The following is an 18,432-nucleotide window of genomic DNA, read 5'->3' on the forward strand; positions in this document are numbered from 1 at the left end:
ACGGCATCCGCCCTGTTCAGCACTCGATCAACTCGTTGTGTGCCGTGATGTCAAGAACGCGCAACTGCTGCGTCCCGTGACCTCCACGCGGGGCCGGCACCGCCGGAGTGTGGCGCTCCTGCCGCCGCCGGTGCCCCCGCATCGCCGGTTCGCCGTGCCCGGAACGGTCCCACGCGGGGAGCACGGCGCAGGCGTCCCGCTCGAACAGCGCCCCCGAGGCGCGGTGCGGCAGGTCGACGGTGCGGACGTGCCGGAAACCCGCTCCCCGGTAGTACGCCTGCAGGCGGGCGTTGTCCTTCGAGCAGTCGAGTCGCAGGTACGGCCGGCCGTGGACGGCGGCCCGCAGGCCCGCCCAGTCGAGCAGCGCCTCCCCCAGGCCCTGGCCCGAGAAGGACCTGTGCACGGCCAGTTTGTGGACGTACAGCGCGTCTTCCGGCCGGTCCCGCGGCGTCCAGAACTCCGCGTCGGCGTGGCCGTCCACCGCGATCGTGGCGGCGGGCACGCGGGCGGCGCCGTCGAGGGTCTCCGCGGCCTCACCGGCGTCGAGCAGGTACATGACCCCCTCGCCGATCAGCGGGTCGATGCGCTCGGCGGGGAAGCCCCCGGCCGGCCACTGCCGTACGCCGAGGCCGTTCAGCCAGCCGGCGGTGCGGGCCAGCAGGGCGAGGACCCCCGGAAGGTCGGCGGGGGTGGCGCGACGCAGCGTGAGTTCCGTAACAAGATCCAGGGTGTTCGCAGGCATGCCTGATTCCTTTCGTGCCGAGGGGGGTGATCCGATCACTCAGAGTGACGGCGAGATGCCGTACAGCGTCCGTCGCGGTGGACGGCGGACCTCGCTACGGCGCGCGGGTACGGCGAGGCCCACGGCGGGATCGACCCCGGGGACCGCCATGGGCAACGGCATGGGGAACGGCACGGTGATCCGTGCGGGAATCGGCCCACGGACGGGCACAGTGATCGGCGCAGCGGCCGGGCGGGCCGGCGCACAGGAGGGATGGGCCCCCCGGAGGAGGGCTCGGCCTGCGGCGCCCGCTCAGGGGAGCGGGCGCCCGGGCCTCGTCAATGACGTTCCAGCTCGTATCGGATCAGATGCTTGTCGGCGGGCAGCACGGACACGGCCACGCGGACCGGAGTGTCGTCGGCGTCGTAGCCGACCCGGGTGTGGACGACCACCGGGGTGCCCGGCTCCAGCTGGAGCCGGGCCGACTCGTCGGAGGTGGGCATGCGGGCCGAGAGGTCGTCGACCACGCGGGTCTGCAGGTGCCCGAGCTCCTCCAGCACCCTGTTGGCCCCGCGGGTGATGTCCCCCGGCCGGGCGATCTCGGAGCCCCCCACGATCTCCAGCGGGAAGTACGAGTCCAGCGTGTTGAACGGCTGGGCGTCGACGAACCGCAGGCGGCGGCGCACCACGGCCAGGGCGCCGTCGGCGAGGGCGAGGCGGGTCGCCACGTCCTCGGGCGGCTCGACGATCGACACCTCGATCCGCTGGTCGGCCGTACGGCCCTCGGACCGGACGGCGTGGACGAACGCGTCGAACCGCGGCTCTTCCTGGTCGTGCGCGAGGAACTCGTCCTGGGGCCGCATGAGGAGGGGACGGCGCTCGCGTACGAACGTTCCACGCCGGCGCATCCGCAGGATGAGACCCTCGTTCTCCAGTTCGCCCAGCGCCAGCCGTACGGTGTTGCGGCTGACCCCGTGCGCCTCCATGAGGTCGGTCTCGGTCGGGATCTGGTCCCCCGGCGCGAGTTCGCCCGCGTAGATGGCCCTGCGCACCTCGGCGGCCACCTGCTGATAGAGCGACGATCGTGCCATCTTTCCTCAATCCACCCTTTTGTTCCAACAAATCTAGAGGATCTCGGTCTAGCGGGAAACAACCCCTTGACCGGAGCCCTCCGGGCCGCGCATTATCCAAACGTTGGTACAAATCCATCCAATGGAGGTGGGGCAGGTGCTAGCGGTCCGTGCGGGCACGCCGTACTTGCCCTGGCGGGACCCCTGCGAGGCGACGCGCATGCTGCGCTACGCCTTGCACCGGCAGGGGTTCACCCACACCTACCAGAGCAACGGGAACGGCATGTCCGTGCTGTCGGTATCCACCGACTTGACGGTCTGGTGCAGGAACGGGTCGTTTGTGTGGCATGAGGATGAGTTCTTGATCACCCATCCCTCCGACGACCCCGACGGCGCGACACGCCTGATCATGCGGCACCACCGCACGCCGGAGCGGCCGGACGACGGCCTCTCCCCAGAGACTCCGTGCGATTGAACGAGGTCTCGACCCCAACCCTCGCCGGGGTCGAGGCCTCGCGCCGGGGCGGAGCGCGTCCTGGCGGGTCCCCCACGCCCGCCAGGACGCGCCACCGTTAGCCGGCACCGTCAACCCCGGCACCGTCGACCCCGCCGCCGCGCGGCGCGAGCCGGGAACCGACCGGTCGGTACGCTCCCCTCATGACTCTGTTCTCGGTGGATGGCAAGACGGTCGTCGTGACGGGCGGCTCGCGGGGAATCGGCAAGATGATCGCGCGTGGGTTCCTCGACGCGGGCGCGACCGTCTACATCTCCTCCCGCAAGCAGGACGAACTGGAGGCCACGGCCGCGGAGCTGGGCTGCCGGGCGGTCCGGGCCGACCTGTCGACCCCCGAGGGCGTCGAGACGCTGGCGCAGGCGGTGGCCGAGCGCGAGAGCCGGCTCGACGTGCTCGTCAACAACGCCGGGGCGAGCTGGGGCGCGCCCCTGGAGGAGTATCCCGAGCACGCCTTCGACAAGCTCTGGGACATCAACGTCAAGGGCGTCTTCTTCCTCACCCGCCGGTTCCTGCCGCTGCTGCGCGCCGCCGCCTCGCCCGGCGACCCCGCCCGCGTGATCAACATCGGGTCGGTCGACGGGCTGCGGGTGCCGTTCATGGAGAACTACGCCTACTCGGCGGCCAAGGCGGGGGTCCACATGCTGACCCGGCATCTGGCGCACCGGCTGGCCAAGGAGTCGATCACCGTCAACGCGATCGCCCCCGGGCCGTTCGAGTCGAAGATGATGGCCTTCGCGCTCGACGACCCCGAGATGCGCGGCGCGATCGAGAGCGGCGTGCCGCTGGGGCGGATCGGCCGGCCCGACGACATGGCGGGCGCGGCCATCTTCCTCGCCTCACGGGCCGGCTCCTACCTCACCGGGGCCGTCATCCCGGTGGACGGCGGCATCTCGACGCACGGCTGAGCCCCGGCCGCGGGCGTCAGCCCGCCTTGAGCGTCTCGGCGAGGACCTCGGCGAACAGGTCCGGCGCGGCCAGTTCGTCCCGCAGGAACAGGTACGGCTCGGTGAGCTCGACCTCGATCAGCACCGGCTCGCCGTCCGGCATCCGTACCAGGTCCACCCGGGCGTAGAGGAGGTCCTGCGGCACGGCGGCCAGGACCCGCTCGGCCAGCGCGAACTGGTCGTCGTCCGGGTCGCGCAGGGTGGCGCGGTTCGCCGCGACGGGTTCGCCGCTCAGCATGGGATTCCGCCGTACGGCGTGGCTGAACCGGCCGCCGAAGTACAGCAGCGACAGCTCGCCCTCCTGCTCGACCGACGGAATGTACGGCTGGACCATGGCCGTGCGGCCCTCGGCGAGCAGCGCGGCCGCGTGCGCGGCGGCGGTCTCCCGGTCCGCGGTGCGGATCGTGTCGCGGGCGCCTCCCGAGACGGCCGGCTTGACGACGTACTCCTCCCACTCGGGCAGCTCCGCGCCCGGCTCGGGCCAGAAGGTGGGCACGATCGGCACGCCCAGCGTGCGCAGGTAGGTCTTGTCGGTGTTCCATTCGAGCACCGGCGCCGGGTTGAACAGCCGCGTGACCCGCTCCACCCGGTGGGCCCAGGCGACGAACTCGTCCCGCCGATCGATGTAGTCCCAGGCGGAGCGGACGACCGCCGCGTCGAAGTCCGCCCAGTCGACGGCGGGGTCGTGCCAGTTCACGGGCGACCCCTCGATGCCGGCCCCGAGCCAGGCGGCGAGGACGATCTCCCGTTCGTCGTCGAAGCGGATGATCGGGTGATCCGTGGTGACGTAGGCGACCTTCATCGAACTCCCATCCGCGGTGCGTCGGCGCCCATGCTACGGCGCACGCCGCACCGCCCAGCCGCCGCCCGCCTCCCCCGCCCTCACACGCCCGGCGGCCCCGTCACAGGCCCGGTGCCCTCAGCCGAGGCCGGCGAGGACCTCTGCCGCCGCCTGGCCGCAGACCCTGGCGGCGCCGTGCGTGGCGATGTGGACCGCCCCCAGGTCCGTACGGCCCGGCAGCCCCATCTCGACCACGACGCCGTCGGGCCGGGCGGCCAGCAGGCGCTCCAGCAGGTCCGTCTGCCAGGGATGCCGGTGGGCGTCCCGCACCACGACGACGAGGGGCCGGTCGGCGGCCTGGCGCAGGACCACGGCGGCGACGCCGTCGCCCGGCCCGTGCACCCCCCGCACGTCCTCCTCGCGCAGGCGGGCGACCGTGGTGCCCGGCAGCAGCTTGGCCAGTGGCTCCCCGGCGCCCCACGGCATGCCCTTGTCGATCGCGAGGTTGGTCTCCGGCGCGAGTTCGACCACATGGGGCGCCGCCGCCAGCGGCAGCGTCCCGGCCGGCCCGCGCAGGGTGACGCGCAGCGCCCGGCGGGCGGCGGCCAGCCCGATCTCGCCGGGCACGGCGTCCCCCGGCTCCACCGCGACCCGCCAGGCGGCGAGGGCGCGCACGCGCGCCGCCGCGTCGGCGAGCCGCTCCTCCGTCAGCGATCCCTCCGTCACGGCGTCGGCGATCGCGGCGCGGATGCGCGCGTGGGTCGCCTCGTCGGCGTTCTCGCCGCCCACGCAGACCGCGTCGGCCCCCGCCGCCACGGCCATCGCGCTCGCGCCGCCGAGGCCGTACCGGCCGGAGACGGCGGCCATCTCGATGCCGTCGGTGACGATCAGGCCCTCGAAGCCCAGCTCCCGCCTGAGCAGGCCGGTGAGGACGCGGGGGCTCAGGGTGGCAGGCCGCTCCTCGTCGTACGCCGTCACGAGCAGATGACCGGTCATGACGGCCCGCACTCCCTCGCGGACGGCCACCCGGAACGGCAACAGCTCCACCTCGGCCAGTTCCTCCCGCGAGGCGGTCACCCGCGGGATCCCGTGGTGGGAGTCGACGGACGTGTCGCCGTGCCCGGGGAAGTGCTTGGCGCAGGCGGCGACGCCGGTGGACTGCAGTCCGCGGATCCAGGCGGCCGTGTGCCGCGCGACGAGCCGCGGATCGGCGCCGAACGCCCGCAGGCCGATGACCGGGTTGTCCGGGTTGGAGTTGACGTCCGCGGCCGGGGCGAAGTCGATGGTGATCCCGGCCCGCCGCAGGTCGCGCCCGATGTCGCGGGCCACCTGCTCGGTCAGCTCCTCGTCGTCCACGACGCCGAGCGCGTAGTTGCCGGGCCGTGAGCTGCCCGTGCGCGCCTCCAACCGCGTCACCTCCCCCGCCTCCTCGTCGATGCCGATGACGATGTCGGGGTTCTCCGCGCGCAGCGACGAGGTCAGCGCGGCGAGCTGGGCCGGGGTGTCCACGTTCCGCGAGAACAGCACCACGCCGGCGAGGCCGCCCGCGAGCCGCCGCCGCACCCAGTCGGGGGCGGTGGTCCCGGCGAAGCCGGGCAGCAGGACCGTGTCGGCGAGACGGAGCAGGTCGGGGCTTCGCTTCATGCTGCGCCCGCAGGGCATCGCTCAGGCATGCCCCGCAATCTAATAGGAAACTTTCCTATTTGCTAGTGCGGATCAGAGATCGGTGCGGTGCAGCCGGTTCTCCCTCACCTCGAAGCCCGCGATCGTGGTCAGCGGGGCGCCGGGCTTGTCCACGAAGGCGACCGCCCGGTAGTCGGCCCGGAACTCGGTCATGCCGGCCGTGCAGGACACGTATCCGTGCCGGCTGTCGAAGAAGGCGATGTGGGGGTTGATGTCGAGGATCTTGCTCGCGTCGGTGATGCCCGGCATGCTCGTCACCGAGGGGCCGACGAACTCGGCGCCGAGCGCGCGGGAGGCCGGGTCCGCCCAGTCCGCGCGCACGTCGCAGGCGTACGCGCTGTGCACGTCGCCGCTCAGCACGACCAGCCCGTCCGGGGCGGCGGCGAGCACGCGGGCGCGCGAGTCGGGAAAGCCGTCCCAGGCGTCGGCGCTGACGGGTTCGAGCGGGAACCTGCGCTGGGAGAAGAACACCGCCTGCGCCAGCACCTTCCACCGGGCCGTCGAGCCGCGCAGCCGGTCCACCAGCCACTTCTCCTGCTCAGGGCCGAGCATGTCGCGGCCCTGGCGGTACTGCCGGGCGTCGGCGAGCAGGAAGTCGGCCACCCGCCCGTACGGCCTCCAACGGTGGTTCTGCAGGCTCGCGCCGGACGGGCGCACGCGGAGCGGCTGGTGCTCGTAGTACGCCTTGAAGGCGGCGGCCCGGCGCTTGAGGAAGGCGGCGGAGGCGCTTCCGTCGCCCGGCAGCGCGCCCGCCCAGTTGTCCCGCACCTCGTGGTCGTCGGGGATCGCGAGCCACGGCGCCGCGGCGTGCGCGGCCTGCAGGTCGGGGTCCATCTTGTAGCGGGCGTAGCGGTTGCGGTACCCCGCGAGCGTGGTGCACTCGGCGGTCGACTCCAGCGGGCGCACCCAGCGGCCGGGCCCGGGGTTCTTCGGCTTGCCGTACTCGTAGATGTAGTCGCCGAGGTGGAGGACCAGATCGGGCCGTTCGGCGGCGAGATGGCGCAGCGCGGTGAAGTGACCATGCTCGTAGCGCTGGCAGGAGACGAAGCAGAAGCGGACGGGAGCGGTCGAACCGGCGGCGGGGGCGGTCCTGGTCCGGCCCACCCGGCTCACGTGGCCCTCGGCGGAGAACCGGTAGAAGTAGTCGGCCCCGGGCTTCAGCCCGGCCACCCGCACGTGCACGCTGTGCGCCCAGTCGGGCTGCGCCGGCGTGGTGCCGGACTGCACGACCTTCCGGAACGCCTCGTCCTCGGCGATCTCCCACCGCACGGTCGTCGCCTTGTCCGGCATGCCGCCGGGCCGCGTCGGATTCAGCGGCTCGGGAGCCAGCCGGGTCCAGAGGATCAGTCCGTCGGATAAGGGCTCGCCCGACGCCACCCCCAAGGTGAACGGATACTGCAATTTCGCCATGCGTCCGATCCTGCCGTACGGGCGGCGGTCATGCCGGGAGGTCACGCGAGGCGAGAGTTGCGAACAAGCCCTTGCTCGACGGCCATAATGGGAGCCGTGAACCAGCGTAAGGAGTCCGGCGGCACAGCCGTGCCGGTCAGTGTGCCGGCCAGCGGTCCGGGCAGGGCGAGGCGCGGGGTGGCCGGGCCGGCGTCGGAACGACGCGAGCACCTCGTCAGGCTCGCCGCCGAGTTGTTCGCGCGCAAGGGCTTCCAGGCCACCACGGTACGGGAGATCGCGCTGGAGGCGGGCATCCTCTCCGGCAGCCTCTACCACCACTTCGACTCGAAGGAGACGATCGTCGACGAGGTGCTGCGCACCTTCCTGGACGATCTGATCACCCGCTACCGGGCCGTGCTGGAACGCGGCGGCGACCCCCACTCGGTCCTGGCGGAGATGGTCCGCATCGGCTTCGGCACCCTGGAGCCGCACCGGGCGGCCATCACCGTCATGCAGAACGACTGGAACTACCTCCGTTCGCTGCCCGGCGACCGGTTCGACTACCTGCTGCGGGCCGAGGACGAGGTGGAGCGCATGTGGGTGGAGCAGATCAGGGCCGGCCAGGCCGCGGGCCAGTTCCGCGCCGACGTCGACCCCAAGCTGACCTACCGCATGATCCGCGACACCATCTGGGTGACCGTGCGCTGGTTCCGCCCCGGCGGCAGGCTCGACACCGACAGCCTCGCCGACCACTTCGTCAAGCTCCTGTTCGACGGTCTCGCGACCGGAGAGCGGGCGAGCCGGCCGTCATGACACTGCACAAGGCGGTACGCCTCGCGCTGACGGAGGCCGCCGACCCGGCGCGCGCCCAGTCCATGCGGGCGTACATGAAGTCGGAGATGCCGTTCCTCGGGGTCACGGCCGTGCCGCGGCGGGCCCTGCTGCGCAGGCTCTTCACCGAGCACCGGCTCGACAGCGCGCCCGAGTGGCGCCGGGCGGTGCTGGCGCTGTGGCGCGACGCCGAGTACCGCGAGGAGCGCTACGCCGCGATCGAGCTGTCCGCGCACCGGTTCTACCGGTCCTGGCAGACGCTCTACACGATCCCGATGTACGAGGAGATGATCGTCACCGGGGCCTGGTGGGACTTCGTGGACGACATCGCCATCCACCGGATCGGCACGCTGCTGCGGCTCTACCCCGAGAGCATGCGCCGTCTGGTGCTGGAGTGGGCGCACGACGCCGACCTGTGGAAACGGCGCGCCGCCATCCTGTGCCAGAACTCCTTCAAGGACGGCACCGACGTCCACCTGCTCTACGCGTGCATCGAGCCGAGCCTGTCGGACACCGACTTCTTCGCCCGCAAGGCCATCGGCTGGGCGCTGCGCGAGTACGCGAGGACCAACCCGGAGGAGGTGCTCCGCTACGTGAAGCACCGGGGCCTCAGCGGGCTGAGCCGCCGCGAGGCGCTGCGGAACCTCCCCGGGGCGTAGTTCGCCGGGCGGGCCGCTCAGGCCGGGCGGAAGGAGTCGCGCGCCTCGGGGGCCGCATGCTTGATCATGAGGTGCCGGGTGACCGAATACTCCAGCACGGCCTCCTGGCTCATGTCCTTGCCGAACCCGCTGCCCTTGACTCCGCCGTGCGGGGCCTCCGAGGCGATGGGCAGATGGTCGTTCACCCAGGTCACGCCCACGTCCAGGCGGTGGGAGACACGCAGCGCGCGGGCCACGTCCATGGACCACACGGACGAGGCCAGCCCGTACGGCGTGGCGTTGGCGAGCCGCACCGCCTCGTCCTCGCCGTCGAACGGCATCGCCACCAGCACCGGGCCGAAGACCTCGCTCCGCACGATCTCGCTCGCCGGGTCGGCGTCGGCGATCAGCGTCGGCGCGTAGTGGAAGCCGGGGCCGTCGATCGGCGCGCCCCCGTGGACGACGCGGCCGGACGCCCTGGTCACGAAACCGTGGACCCGCTCGCGGTGCTCGGCGCTGATCAGCGGGCCGATGTCGGCGTCGGCCGCCCAGGGGTCACCGGGCCGGACACGGGCGACGGCCTCCCGCAGCGCCTCGACCGCCTCGGTGTACCGCGACCTCTCGACGTACACCCTGGTCGCGGCCGTGCAGTCCTGGCCGGTGTTGTAGGTGGCGCCCATGACGACCCCGGCCGCCATGTCCTCCAGCGGGGCGTCGCCGAACACCAGCGCGGGCGCCTTGCCGCCCAGCTCCAGATGGACCCGCTTGAGGCCGTCCACCGCGCCGCGCATGACCTCGCGGCCGGTGGCGGTGGAGCCGGTGACGCTGACCATGTCCACGCCGGGGTCGGTCACCAGGGCCCGCCCCACGTCCGCGCCGCCGGTCACCGCCCGTACGAGGCCTTCCGGGGCCCCGGCCTCGGCGAACAGCTCGGCGAGCCGCAGCGTGGTGCGGGGCGTCCTGGGCGCCGGTTTGATCACGACGGCGTTCCCCGCGGCGACGGCCGGGCCGATCTTCCAGACCGCCATGATGAACGGGAAGTTCCACGGCGCGATCGCGCCCACCACCCCGATCGGCCGTTTGATCAGCACGGACGTGTATCCGGCGCTGAACACGCCCGCGCCCGTGCCGTCGAGGGACCTGGCCGCGCCGGCGAAGAACCGGAGGTTGTCGACGGCGAACGGCAGCTCGCCGTCCCGGAACACGGAGGCGGGCTTCCCGGTCTCCTCGACCTCCAGCCGGGTCAGCTCCCCGGCGTCTCGCTCGACGAGGTCCGCCAGCCGCAGCAGCACCAGCGCCCGCTCCCCCGGCGTCGTCTCGCGCCACTGCTCGAAGGCCTCCCGGGCCGCGTGCACGGCCCGCGTCACGCCGTCGGGCGGGGTGTCGCGCACGTCCTCGATGGTCTGGCCGTCGGCGGGATTGATCAATGTCGTCATGAGTCTTCCTCAGCTGTCGAAGCCGATGCCGAAACGGTCGAGGACCCGCAGCCAGGGGCCCCGGCGGCCCTCGTTGTCGTCGGCGCGGGCGAGCTCGCGGCGGGTGAGCTCCACCACCGGCCAGCGCAGCGGCTCCGGCGGAAACGGCACCGGGTGATGGCGGACCATACTCAGCCTCGTCCGCGCGGTGGACCGCCCGGCCAGCAGGTCGAGGCCGACCAGCGCGCCGAACCTGGACGCGCCGACCCCGAGGCCGGTGTATCCGAGGGCGTAGGCCAGCCGCCCGCCCATGGCGGTGCCGAAGAACGGGGTGAACCGGCTGGTCGAGTCGACCATGCCGCCCCACCTGTGCGTGAAGCGCAGGCCGCGCAACTGCGGGAACGTCGCGAAGAAGTGCCGCGCGAGCCGCTCGTGCGAGGCGTCGCGCTGCTCCGATCCCCCGCCGCCGAAGTTGTAGACAGCGTCGTACCCGCCCCACAGGATGCGATCGTCCCGCGTGAGCCGGTAGTAGTGGAACTGGTTGCCCGCGTCGGTCAGGCCCTGGCCCTCGGGCCAGCGGATCGACGCCCGCTGCGCGGGCGACAGCGGCTCGGTGACGAGCACATAGTCCCAGACGGGCAGCATGAACAGGCCCAGCCTGCGCAGAGGCGAGGGAAAGGCGTTGGTGGCCAGCAGCACCTGCCCGGCGTTCACCACCCCCCGGCCTCCGGTCCTGGCCTCCACGCCGGTTCGCATCCGGGCCAGCGCGGTGACCTCGGTGCCCTCGTGGACGCGCACGCCGAGCCCGGCCGCGACGCGGGCCAGGCCCCACGCGAGGCCGGCGGGGTCGAGGAGGCCGCCCGTGCCGCGCAGGCGCAGTCCCGCGAGGTAGGTGGGCGAGCCGACGTCCGCGCGCATCTCGTCACGGCCGAGGAACACCGCGTCCTCGCCGTGCTCGCGGTGCAGTCTCTCGGCTCGCCTCAGCTCCTCCACCTGGTGGGGCGCGACCGCGACCGTGGTCTTGCCGACCAGGCGGAGGTCGGCGTCGATGCCGTGGTCGCCGGCGAAGCGGGCGATGGCCGCGAGGTTCGCCCGTCCGAGCGCGAGCAGCGCCGCGTTCTCCGACGGCCACAGCCGCATCCCATGGCCGAGGCCGTGGGTCAGGGAGTCGGAGACGAACCCGCCGTTGCGACCGCTCGCGCCGTACGCGACGGAGCGGGCCTCCACGAGGACGACGTCGCAGGCCGGGTTCTCCTGCTTGGCCAGCACCGCTGCCCACAGGCCGGTGAAGCCACCGCCGACGACCAGCAGGTCCGCCGTCGTACGGCCGTGCAGCGGCTCGTAGGGGCCGGGCGCACCGGGCCGGTCGGTCCAGAAGACCCGGGGAGCGGCGTCCTCGACCAGACGGCTGTCCCTGCTCACTTGGCCGCGACGTTCTCGATGACGTCCGCGGCCACGCGCAGGCCGTCCCGGCGGCGGATCTCCTCACCGGCCGACGTGAGCCGGTCGCGCAGGTCCTGGTCGCCGAGCAGTCGCTCTACGGCCCCGATCAGTTCGTCGTCCGTGAAGCGGTAGGTGTCCAGGCGGACGCCGTACCCCGTCTCGTGCACCCGCTGGGCGTTGTCGTACTGGTCCCAGAACAGCGGCATCACGATCATAGGCCTGCCGAAGTGGAACGCCTCGGTCGTCGTGTTGTTGCCGCCATGCGTGATCACCAGGTCGACCAGTGGAATGATCTTCGTCTGCGGGACGAACTCGGCTCCCCACATGTTGGGAGCCAGCTCGATCTCCTCGTGCAGCGGGCCCTTGGAGACGATGTACCGGTGCGGCGTGCGGGCCAGCACGGAGATCACGCGGCGCATCAGCTCGACGTCGGCCGAGCCGAGCGACCCCAGCGAGAAGTAGATCAGCGAGCCCTCGCCCGGGATGTCCGGGAGCGTGAAGTCGTCGTCGGTCTCCCGCACCGACGAGTCCAGCCGGGTCCACGACCCGCCCAGCGGCCGGTCCGCCACGTAGTCCACGATCTCGGGGTAGACGTAGAGGTTCGCGTCGCCCTCGTGGATGAACTCCAGGTCCGGCAGTGGCGGAGCGCCCTGCGCGACCACCCACTCCTTGAACGACTCCCACACCTCGCGGTGGGTCCGGTCGTACTCGGCCCGGAAATCCGCCCAGCCCGTCCCGTCTGCGGGCAGGCCCGAGAACGGCGGAGCCACGCCCGGGCCCTTCACCTCCAGGGGGTTGCACGACACGATCCGTACGAAGGGCACGCCCGCCGTCACCAGGGCGGGGAAGGCCACCACGTTGTCCTCGACGATCACGTCCGGCCGGACCCGCTCGATGATGGCCTTGAGCTGCGGCTCGCAGTACTTGGCGCCGTCGATGAGCGCGTCCCAGATCGGCTTGGTCACGGTCTCCAGCTGCTCGGCCGTGCTCTTGCGGTACTCGGGCGCCGTGTCGCGGATGAAGTCCTTCCAGAACTGGCCCGGGTCCTGCTCCGTCGCGTCCTGGTCCTCGGGCGCCGGCGGCGCCAGGTCGACGAGGTCCTCCTCGAAGCCCAGCGCCTCCAGCTTGCCCTTCCACGACGCCTCGGCGGCGAACACCACGCGGTGGCCGCGGCGGCGCAGGACGTCGCCGATCCCGATGCAGTTGTTCGTCGGCCCGTAGGCGCTCTCCGGCATGAACAGGATCGTCAGGGGCGTGGCCGTCATTCGAGGCTCCTCTGCGGCTAGTTGAAGCGAGATTCAAATACGGAGGCTCTACACCCGTCAAGACCTGGCGCGGTATCGTGTGGCCGGATTGAACCGGGGTGCAATGGCAGGGGCGGGATGACACAGCGCAAGAGCAAGGCGGATCGGCGTCTCGACCTCATCGACGCGGCACACAGGGCGATGATCCAGCACGGCGCCGAGGGGGTCCACCTCAACCAGATCGCCGAGGAGGCGGGGCTCACCTCCGGCGCGGTGCTCTATCACTACCCCGACCTGCGCGAGCTGCTGATCGAGGCCCATCACGCCGGCATGGAGCGCTTCTACGAGCGGCGGATGAGGAAGATCAGCGGTGTCTCCGACCCGGCCGAAAAGCTGATCATCACGATCCGCTCCGGCCTGCCCGACGGCCCGGACGACGCGGGCGTGCGTCTGCTGTGCGAGCTCGGCGGCGCCGCCGGCCGCAACCGCGTCTACGCGACGCTCCTGACCACGCTGTTCGACCGGCAGGTGTCGATGTACCAGACGATCCTGGAGACGGGCGCCGCCCACGGTTTCTTCACGCTGACGCAGGACTCCGAAACCATCGCCCGCAACCTCGTCGCCCTGGAGGACGCGTACGGCTACCGGATCATCGCCCGGCACCACTCGATCGACCCGGACAGGGCCGTCGAGCTGATCCTCGACTACGCCCGTCTGGCCACCGGCAATCCGCTCAGGCCCACCGATCGCCGCTGACCCCGTCATCCTGACAAGGCCACGGGGACGAGCGCGCCGTCGTCGGCGTCCCACGAGACGGCGACCTCGGCTCCGGCCTCCACCCTGGCCCGCCCCTGCGTGGCCGCGAGCACGTTGCGGTCACGACCGGCCACACTCAGCGCCACATGGGAGACACCGCCGTAGAAGCTGACGTCGACGACCCTGCCCCGCAGCACCCCCTGGTCGGCCGTGACCGGGCCGAGGCGGATCCGCTCCGGCCGTACGGCGAGCATCGCCGTCCCGCCCTCCACGGGCCCCGCGGGCGCGGGGAGCACACCCAGCCCGTCCACGTCCAGACCCTTGCCGGTCAGCCTGCCGGTGAACAGGTTGTTGGCCCCGATGAAGCCGGCCACGAACGTCGTGCGCGGCCGTTCGTAGAGGTCCGCGGGGGCGTCCACCTGCTCGACCCGGCCGCCGTTCATCACCGCGATCCGGTCGGCGAGCGACATGGCCTCCTCCTGGTCGTGGGTGACCACGACGAACGTGATGCCGACCTCGTGCTGCAGCCGCTTGAGTTCGAGCTGCATCTCCGAGCGGACCTTCTTGTCCAGGGCGCTCAGCGGCTCGTCGAGCAGCAGCAGCCGGGGACGCTTGACGACGGCCCTGGCCAGGGCGACCCGCTGGCGCTGCCCGCCCGACAGCTCGTGCGGCCTGCGGCGAGCCTGCGCGGCCAGACCCACGGTCTCCAGGACCGCGCCGACCCGCTCCCGGATCTCCGCCCGGGGCAGCCGCTCCCGCTCCAGGCCGTACGCCACGTTCTTCTCCACGCTCATGTGCGGAAAGAGGGCGTACGACTGGAACATGAGGTTGACCGGGCGGCGGTGCGCGGGAGTCGCGAGCAGATCGGCCCCGTCGAGGAGCACCGCACCGGCGTCGGGCTGTTCGAACCCGGCGAGGATCCGCAGCAGAGTGGTCTTGCCGCAGCCGGACGGCCCCAGCAGGGCGAAGAACTCGCCCTGCCGGATCTCGAGGACGACCGAGTCGAGCGCGGTCACCTCGCCGAACCGGCGGCTCACACCGTTGATGGAGATGAGGGTCATTTCAGGGCCTCGGTCAGCCTGGTCAGGCGCTGCGCGACGATCACGACGGTGAAGCTCACCGCGAGCAGCAGCGTCGCCAGCGCGTTGATCTCGGGGGTCACGCCGAACCGCACCATGGAGTAGATGACGATCGGCAGGGTCGGCTCGGACGGAGCCGCGGTGAAGAACGCGATCACGAACTCGTCCAGTGAGAGCGTGAAGGCGAGCAGCGCGCCCGCGACGATGCCCGGGGCGAGCGTGGGCAGGGTGACCTTGACGAACGTGGTCAGCGGGGTCGCGCCGAGGTCCCGGGACGCCTCCTCCAGCGACGTGTCCATGCCACCGAGCCTGGCCCGGACGACGGCCGCGACGAAGGCCATGCCGAAGACGGTGTGCGCGATCAGCACGGAGTGCAGCCCGAGCGTCAGCTTGACCGCGGAGTAGAACGCCAGCAGCCCGATCGCGATGACGAGGTCGGGCAGGATCGCGGGCAGCGTCGAGAGCGCGTCGAGCAGCCGCGAGCGGGTGTGGCGGGCCAGCCCGACCGCGAGCAGCGTGCCGAGCACCGTGGACAGCGCCGTCGAGCCGAGAGCGACGATCAGCGTGTTGACCAGCCCGGTGCGGATCGACGCGTTGCCCGCCAGCGTGCCGTACCAGTCGAGGGAGAAGCCACCCCACGAGTAGGGCGACCTGTTCCGGTTGAACGACATCACGACGAGCACGACGATCGGCGCGTACAGGAACAGATAGGTCAGCCAGAAGGGCAGCCGGAGCCAGCCGTGTCTACGCACCGCGTCCCGCCCTCCGCGCGGCCCACGCCTGGGCGAACAGGAGCAGCACGAGCACGGCGATCACGGCCAGCGCGAGCACCGACCCGAACGGCCAGTCGCGGGCCTTGAGGAACTGGTCGCGGATGAGGTTGCCGACCATGATCCGGCGTCCGCCGCCGAGCAGCTCAGGAATGACGAAGTTGCCCAGGCTCGGCACGAACACGAACACGCATCCGGTCAGCACGCCGGGCAGCGACAGCGGGAGCGTCACCGACCAGAACGTCCTGGCCGGCCGCGCGCCGAGGTTCGCCGAGGCCTCCCGCAGTTGCGGGTCCAGCCGCTCCACGGCGGAGTACAGCGGGAGGATCATCAGCGGGAGATAGGCGTAGAGCAGCCCGGCGACGATGGCGCCGTCCGTGTAGAGCAGCTCCACCGGCCGCAGGCCGAGCGCCTTCAGCCCGGAGTTCACCGGCCCCTCGGAGTTGAGCAGCACGATCCAGGCGTACGTGCGGATGAGGAAGTTCGTCCAGAACGGCAGCACGACCGCCACCAGGGCGACGACCTTCCACCGGGCGGGCAGCCTCGCGATCAGGTACGCCGTCGGATACCCGAGCAGCAGGGCGAGCAGCGTCGTGATCGCCGCGAGCTTCACCGACCCGACCACCACGTCGAGGTAGAGCGGGTCGGCGAGGCGGGTGAAGTTCTCCCCGGTCGGCTCGTAGACCACTCCCCCGAACCGGCCCCGGCGGAACACGGTGTAGCTCAGCACCAGCGCCAGCGGGACCAGCAGGAAGACGGTCAGGAAGCCGAACCCGGGCCCCATCGTCGCGAGGCGGCCGGCCGCCTTCCCGAGGACGCGGGCGGGCTGTCGAACCGTCATTGCGCCGCCGAGACCTCGGTGGACAGGCGCGTGTACGCGGTGGACGCCTCGCCCAGGTCGACCAGGCTCTCCCCCTTGAGCAGCTCGGACGGCGGCTCCGCCAGCGCCGGGTAGCTCTTGAGCAGTGCCGGGTCGACCTTGTCCATGGCCGCCTTGTTGGGGATCCGGTAGAGGATGTTCGCGGGCACCCAGCCGTGGTTCTCGGGGTCGAGGATGTAGTTGACGAAGGCGTGCGCCGCCTCCTTGTTCTTGGAACTCTTGAGGATCACCATCGTGTCCGCCCAGAGGTCGCTGCCCTCCTTCGGCACCACGAACTCGATGTTCTTCTCCGCCGTCGGGCACCAGCCGTCCCACGCCTCGACCAGCACGGCCTCGCCGGACTTGAGCCGGTCGCCGAACGTGGTGTCGTCGTAGGCCAGCAGGTCGGGCTTGACCTTCAGCAGCATCGCCTTGGCCTTGTCGAGCGTGGCCTGGTCGGTGGTGTTGACCGAGGCGCCGAGCAGCTTGAGGGCGGGCAGCGCCAGCCACCGCTCGGTGGTCATCATCGTGATCTTCTTCTTGAGCTCGGGGGCCGGGTTGAGCAGGTCGTTCCAGCTCGTCGGCGGAGTCTTCACCAGGTCGCTGCGGTAGCACAGCCCCGTGGTGCCCCAGGTGTACGGGACGGAGTAGGCGTTGCCCTTGTCGTAGGCGAGCTGCGACGCCTCGGGGTAGAGGTTCTTCAGGTTCGGGACCAGCTCGCGGTGGATGGGCTCCAGCAGGCCCTGCGCGTTGAGCGCCTGCGCGTACTGACCGGACACGAACGCCACGTCGATGCCGCTGTCGCCGCCGGCGGTCAGCTTGGCCACGATCGTCTCGTTCGTGTCGTGGATGGCGACCTTGGTGTCGAAGCCGAGCGTGGCCTTCACCCGCTGTGGCAGATCCTTCGGGCTGTAACCCTCCCAGATCGAGATCGTCAGGCTCTGCCTGGACAGGTCCGCGCCGGCGTCGAGCGCCGCGGGCGCGGAGTCGGTCACCGCGCCGCCGCCGCAGGCGGTCAGCGCGGATGCAAGACAGGCAGAGGCCACGACGACGGGCACGCGACGTGTCATGGGGGACTCCCTTGCGTGAGGATGGCGGCCAGTGTTGCAGGACGGCTCAACCTAGACAAGACTTTGGCCATCACGTCTACCTTCGCTTTTTGTCGGCTTGTTGAATCCACATTCAGGAGATCGAGTGGAAGGCTCTCGTTGGCCTCGGGTCACCGAGGAGCCGGACGGCGCCCTCGCGCTGGAGATCGGCGACGGGGTCACCGGGTGCGTCCTGCGCGATCTGGCCGGTGGAACCGCTCCGCCGCCCTTCTCGGTGCGTGCGCTGCGGCCGCTGCCGCCGGTGCCGCCCGGAGAGCGGCCGATCACGGTGGACCAGACCAACCACTCCGTGATCGCGGGCGAGACCGTGGTGGTCAAGTGGTTCCCCCGGCCCTCGCGGGCCCCGCACCCGGCGCCCGGCCTGCTCGCCCATCTGGCGGGTTTCGCCCGTACGGCCACGCCGTACGCCGCGGTCTACTGGGAGGACGCGCTGGTCGCCCTGGTGACCGCGTACCTGCCGGAGGCGCGGGACGGCTGGGAGTGGTGCGTCGACGAGGCGGAGGCGGGCCGCACGGACTTCGCCGCCGACATCGGCTCCCTGGCCGCCGAACTGCACCTCGCGATGGCCGCCCCGTCCGGGGTCTTCCCCGACCCCGTACGGCTGTCGCCACCGGGCTCCGGTGCCTGGCGCGAGCGGGCGGAGGAGGCGCTGCGCGAGGCGCTGGCGCTGACGGACGGCGAGGACGGCGTCTGGCTGGCGGGGCGGGCCGAGACTCTGCGGCGCGAACTGGAGCCCCTCGCGTCGCCGGCCGCCACGCCGCTGATCCGCGTCCACGGCGACCTGCACGTCGGGCAGATCCTGCGGTGGCGGGACGGCTACGCGGTGGTCGACTTCGACGGCAACCCGACCGTGGCGGGCGCCGATCCCTACCAGCCGGCCGCCCGCGACCTCGCGCAGCTCACCACGAGCGTGGACCACGCGGCGCAGGTGGCGGTCAGGCGCAGGTCCGCCGGCCCCGCCGCGACGGCCGCCTGGGCCGTCTCCGCGCGGCGGAGACTTCGGACGGCCTACACGCGGACGCTGACGGAGGCCGGACGGTCCGGCCTGCTCGACCCGACGCTGCTACGGCCGTTCGAGGTGGAGCAGGAGTGCCGGGAGCTCATCTACGCCGCCCGGCACCTGCCCCGCTGGCGGTACGCCCCGATGGGCGTGCTGCGGTCCTGGTTCGGATGAGCGGTCCGCGTG

Annotated in this window: 18 protein-coding genes; 6 read left to right on the forward strand and 12 right to left on the reverse strand. The window is 71.8% G+C overall.

The genetic code is table 11. The features are described 5' to 3' along the window. Nucleotides 1-16 precede the first annotated feature (16 nt). Together Mam01_RS21910 and Mam01_RS21915 are read right to left on the reverse strand one after the other, a co-directional pair. Nucleotides 17-742 carry a GNAT family N-acetyltransferase gene (locus Mam01_RS21910; RefSeq protein WP_204287101.1) on the reverse strand — a complete coding sequence of 242 codons (726 nt, stop codon included), beginning with the start codon at nt 740-742 and terminating at the stop codon, nt 17-19. Nucleotides 743-1,059: 317 nt separating this feature from the next. Beyond that, nucleotides 1,060-1,812, reverse strand: coding sequence for a GntR family transcriptional regulator (locus tag Mam01_RS21915; RefSeq protein WP_117410488.1), 753 nt, complete (start codon nt 1,810-1,812; stop codon nt 1,060-1,062). Between the two features lie 199 nt (nt 1,813-2,011). Between Mam01_RS21915 and Mam01_RS21920 the strand changes: the two genes are divergently transcribed. Then, entirely contained in the window at nt 2,012-2,266 is a 255-nt protein-coding gene (locus tag Mam01_RS21920; protein WP_150936768.1) for a hypothetical protein, read from the forward strand. A 182-nt stretch (nt 2,267-2,448) separates the two neighbouring features. After that, a complete protein-coding gene (locus Mam01_RS21925; protein ID WP_204287102.1) occupies nt 2,449-3,210 on the forward strand; it encodes an SDR family oxidoreductase in 762 nt (253 codons plus the stop codon). A 16-nt stretch (nt 3,211-3,226) separates the two neighbouring features. On the opposite strand, the gene Mam01_RS21930 is transcribed toward Mam01_RS21925, so the two are convergent. From Mam01_RS21930 to Mam01_RS21940, 3 genes are all read right to left on the reverse strand, one after another. Beyond that, nucleotides 3,227-4,051: an ATP-grasp domain-containing protein gene (locus Mam01_RS21930; RefSeq protein WP_204287103.1), complete on the reverse strand. Its 825-nt coding sequence runs from the start codon at nt 4,049-4,051 to the stop codon at nt 3,227-3,229. 117 nt (nt 4,052-4,168) lie between these two features. Further along, on the reverse strand, nt 4,169-5,674 hold the full coding sequence (locus Mam01_RS21935; RefSeq protein WP_204287104.1) for a glycoside hydrolase family 3 protein: 1,506 nt from the start codon (nt 5,672-5,674) through the stop codon (nt 4,169-4,171). Between the two features lie 72 nt (nt 5,675-5,746). Continuing rightward, entirely contained in the window at nt 5,747-7,123 is a 1,377-nt protein-coding gene (locus tag Mam01_RS21940) for an alkaline phosphatase D family protein (RefSeq protein WP_239101508.1), read from the reverse strand. 87 nt (nt 7,124-7,210) lie between these two features. Between Mam01_RS21940 and Mam01_RS21945 the strand changes: the two genes are divergently transcribed. After that, nucleotides 7,211-7,915 carry a TetR/AcrR family transcriptional regulator gene (locus Mam01_RS21945; RefSeq protein WP_204287105.1) on the forward strand — a complete coding sequence of 235 codons (705 nt, stop codon included), beginning with the start codon at nt 7,211-7,213 and terminating at the stop codon, nt 7,913-7,915. Further along, nucleotides 7,912-8,592, forward strand: coding sequence for a DNA alkylation repair protein (locus Mam01_RS21950; protein ID WP_150936755.1), 681 nt, complete (start codon nt 7,912-7,914; stop codon nt 8,590-8,592). Before Mam01_RS21945 ends, Mam01_RS21950 begins: the two co-directional genes overlap by 4 nt. Before the next feature lie 17 nt (nt 8,593-8,609). Here Mam01_RS21950 and Mam01_RS21955 read toward each other — a convergent pair whose 3' ends face one another. Genes Mam01_RS21955 through Mam01_RS21965 form a run of 3 tightly spaced genes read right to left on the reverse strand, consistent with a single transcriptional unit; the run spans nt 8,610 to nt 12,694 of the window. Further along, a complete protein-coding gene (locus Mam01_RS21955) occupies nt 8,610-10,007 on the reverse strand; it encodes an aldehyde dehydrogenase family protein (protein WP_204287106.1) in 1,398 nt (465 codons plus the stop codon). A gap of 9 nt (nt 10,008-10,016) precedes the next feature. Next, nucleotides 10,017-11,408, reverse strand: a complete 1,392-nt coding sequence (locus Mam01_RS21960) for an NAD(P)/FAD-dependent oxidoreductase (protein ID WP_204287107.1) — start codon at nt 11,406-11,408, stop codon at nt 10,017-10,019. Beyond that, entirely contained in the window at nt 11,405-12,694 is a 1,290-nt protein-coding gene (locus Mam01_RS21965) for a glycosyltransferase (RefSeq protein ID WP_204287108.1), read from the reverse strand. The genes Mam01_RS21960 and Mam01_RS21965 overlap by 4 nt, the downstream gene beginning before the upstream one ends. 117 nt (nt 12,695-12,811) lie before the next feature. Here Mam01_RS21965 and Mam01_RS21970 point away from each other — a divergent pair, with 117 nt between their 5' ends. Next, the gene (locus tag Mam01_RS21970) at nt 12,812-13,429 is read left to right on the forward strand and encodes a TetR/AcrR family transcriptional regulator (RefSeq protein ID WP_204287109.1); all 618 of its coding nucleotides are present in this window, start codon (nt 12,812-12,814) and stop codon (nt 13,427-13,429) included. 5 nt (nt 13,430-13,434) lie between these two features. On the opposite strand, the gene Mam01_RS21975 is transcribed toward Mam01_RS21970, so the two are convergent. Genes Mam01_RS21975 through Mam01_RS21990 form a run of 4 tightly spaced genes read right to left on the reverse strand, consistent with a single transcriptional unit; the run spans nt 13,435 to nt 17,207 of the window. After that, a complete protein-coding gene (locus Mam01_RS21975) occupies nt 13,435-14,490 on the reverse strand; it encodes an ABC transporter ATP-binding protein (protein ID WP_204287110.1) in 1,056 nt (351 codons plus the stop codon). Beyond that, nucleotides 14,487-15,260 carry an ABC transporter permease gene (locus Mam01_RS21980; RefSeq protein WP_204287111.1) on the reverse strand — a complete coding sequence of 258 codons (774 nt, stop codon included), beginning with the start codon at nt 15,258-15,260 and terminating at the stop codon, nt 14,487-14,489. The genes Mam01_RS21975 and Mam01_RS21980 overlap by 4 nt, the downstream gene beginning before the upstream one ends. Then, nucleotides 15,253-16,119, reverse strand: coding sequence for an ABC transporter permease (locus tag Mam01_RS21985; protein WP_239101509.1), 867 nt, complete (start codon nt 16,117-16,119; stop codon nt 15,253-15,255). Before Mam01_RS21985 ends, Mam01_RS21980 begins: the two co-directional genes overlap by 8 nt. Next, on the reverse strand, nt 16,116-17,207 hold the full coding sequence (locus Mam01_RS21990) for a polyamine ABC transporter substrate-binding protein (protein WP_204287112.1): 1,092 nt from the start codon (nt 17,205-17,207) through the stop codon (nt 16,116-16,118). Before Mam01_RS21990 ends, Mam01_RS21985 begins: the two co-directional genes overlap by 4 nt. 124 nt (nt 17,208-17,331) lie before the next feature. Here Mam01_RS21990 and Mam01_RS21995 point away from each other — a divergent pair, with 124 nt between their 5' ends. Continuing rightward, nucleotides 17,332-18,420 (forward strand): hypothetical protein, encoded by a 1,089-nt coding sequence (locus tag Mam01_RS21995; RefSeq protein WP_204287113.1) that lies wholly within the window; start codon nt 17,332-17,334, stop codon nt 18,418-18,420. The last annotated feature ends 12 nt before the right edge of the window (nt 18,421-18,432 follow it).

The organism is Microbispora amethystogenes (genome assembly GCF_016863015.1).
GTDB lineage: Bacteria > Actinomycetota > Actinomycetes > Streptosporangiales > Streptosporangiaceae > Microbispora > Microbispora amethystogenes.

Bases quoted from the DNA above. Each gene is read 5' to 3' on its own strand.
- Mam01_RS21910 (WP_204287101.1), bottom strand. From the start codon at position 742: ATGCCTGCGAACACCCTGGATCTTGTTACGGAACTCACGCTGCGTCGC.
- Mam01_RS21915 (WP_117410488.1), bottom strand. From the start codon at position 1,812: ATGGCACGATCGTCGCTCTATCAGCAGGTGGCCGCCGAGGTGCGCAGG.
- Mam01_RS21920 (WP_150936768.1), top strand. From the start codon at position 2,012: ATGCTGCGCTACGCCTTGCACCGGCAGGGGTTCACCCACACCTACCAG.
- Mam01_RS21925 (WP_204287102.1), top strand. From the start codon at position 2,449: ATGACTCTGTTCTCGGTGGATGGCAAGACGGTCGTCGTGACGGGCGGC.
- Mam01_RS21930 (WP_204287103.1), bottom strand. From the start codon at position 4,051: ATGAAGGTCGCCTACGTCACCACGGATCACCCGATCATCCGCTTCGAC.
- Mam01_RS21935 (WP_204287104.1), bottom strand. From the start codon at position 5,674: ATGAAGCGAAGCCCCGACCTGCTCCGTCTCGCCGACACGGTCCTGCTG.
- Mam01_RS21940 (WP_239101508.1), bottom strand. From the start codon at position 7,123: ATGGCGAAATTGCAGTATCCGTTCACCTTGGGGGTGGCGTCGGGCGAG.
- Mam01_RS21945 (WP_204287105.1), top strand. From the start codon at position 7,211: ATGGGAGCCGTGAACCAGCGTAAGGAGTCCGGCGGCACAGCCGTGCCG.
- Mam01_RS21950 (WP_150936755.1), top strand. From the start codon at position 7,912: ATGACACTGCACAAGGCGGTACGCCTCGCGCTGACGGAGGCCGCCGAC.
- Mam01_RS21955 (WP_204287106.1), bottom strand. From the start codon at position 10,007: ATGACGACATTGATCAATCCCGCCGACGGCCAGACCATCGAGGACGTG.
- Mam01_RS21965 (WP_204287108.1), bottom strand. From the start codon at position 12,694: ATGACGGCCACGCCCCTGACGATCCTGTTCATGCCGGAGAGCGCCTAC.
- Mam01_RS21970 (WP_204287109.1), top strand. From the start codon at position 12,812: ATGACACAGCGCAAGAGCAAGGCGGATCGGCGTCTCGACCTCATCGAC.
- Mam01_RS21975 (WP_204287110.1), bottom strand. From the start codon at position 14,490: ATGACCCTCATCTCCATCAACGGTGTGAGCCGCCGGTTCGGCGAGGTG.
- Mam01_RS21985 (WP_239101509.1), bottom strand. From the start codon at position 16,119: ATGACGGTTCGACAGCCCGCCCGCGTCCTCGGGAAGGCGGCCGGCCGC.
- Mam01_RS21990 (WP_204287112.1), bottom strand. From the start codon at position 17,207: ATGACACGTCGCGTGCCCGTCGTCGTGGCCTCTGCCTGTCTTGCATCC.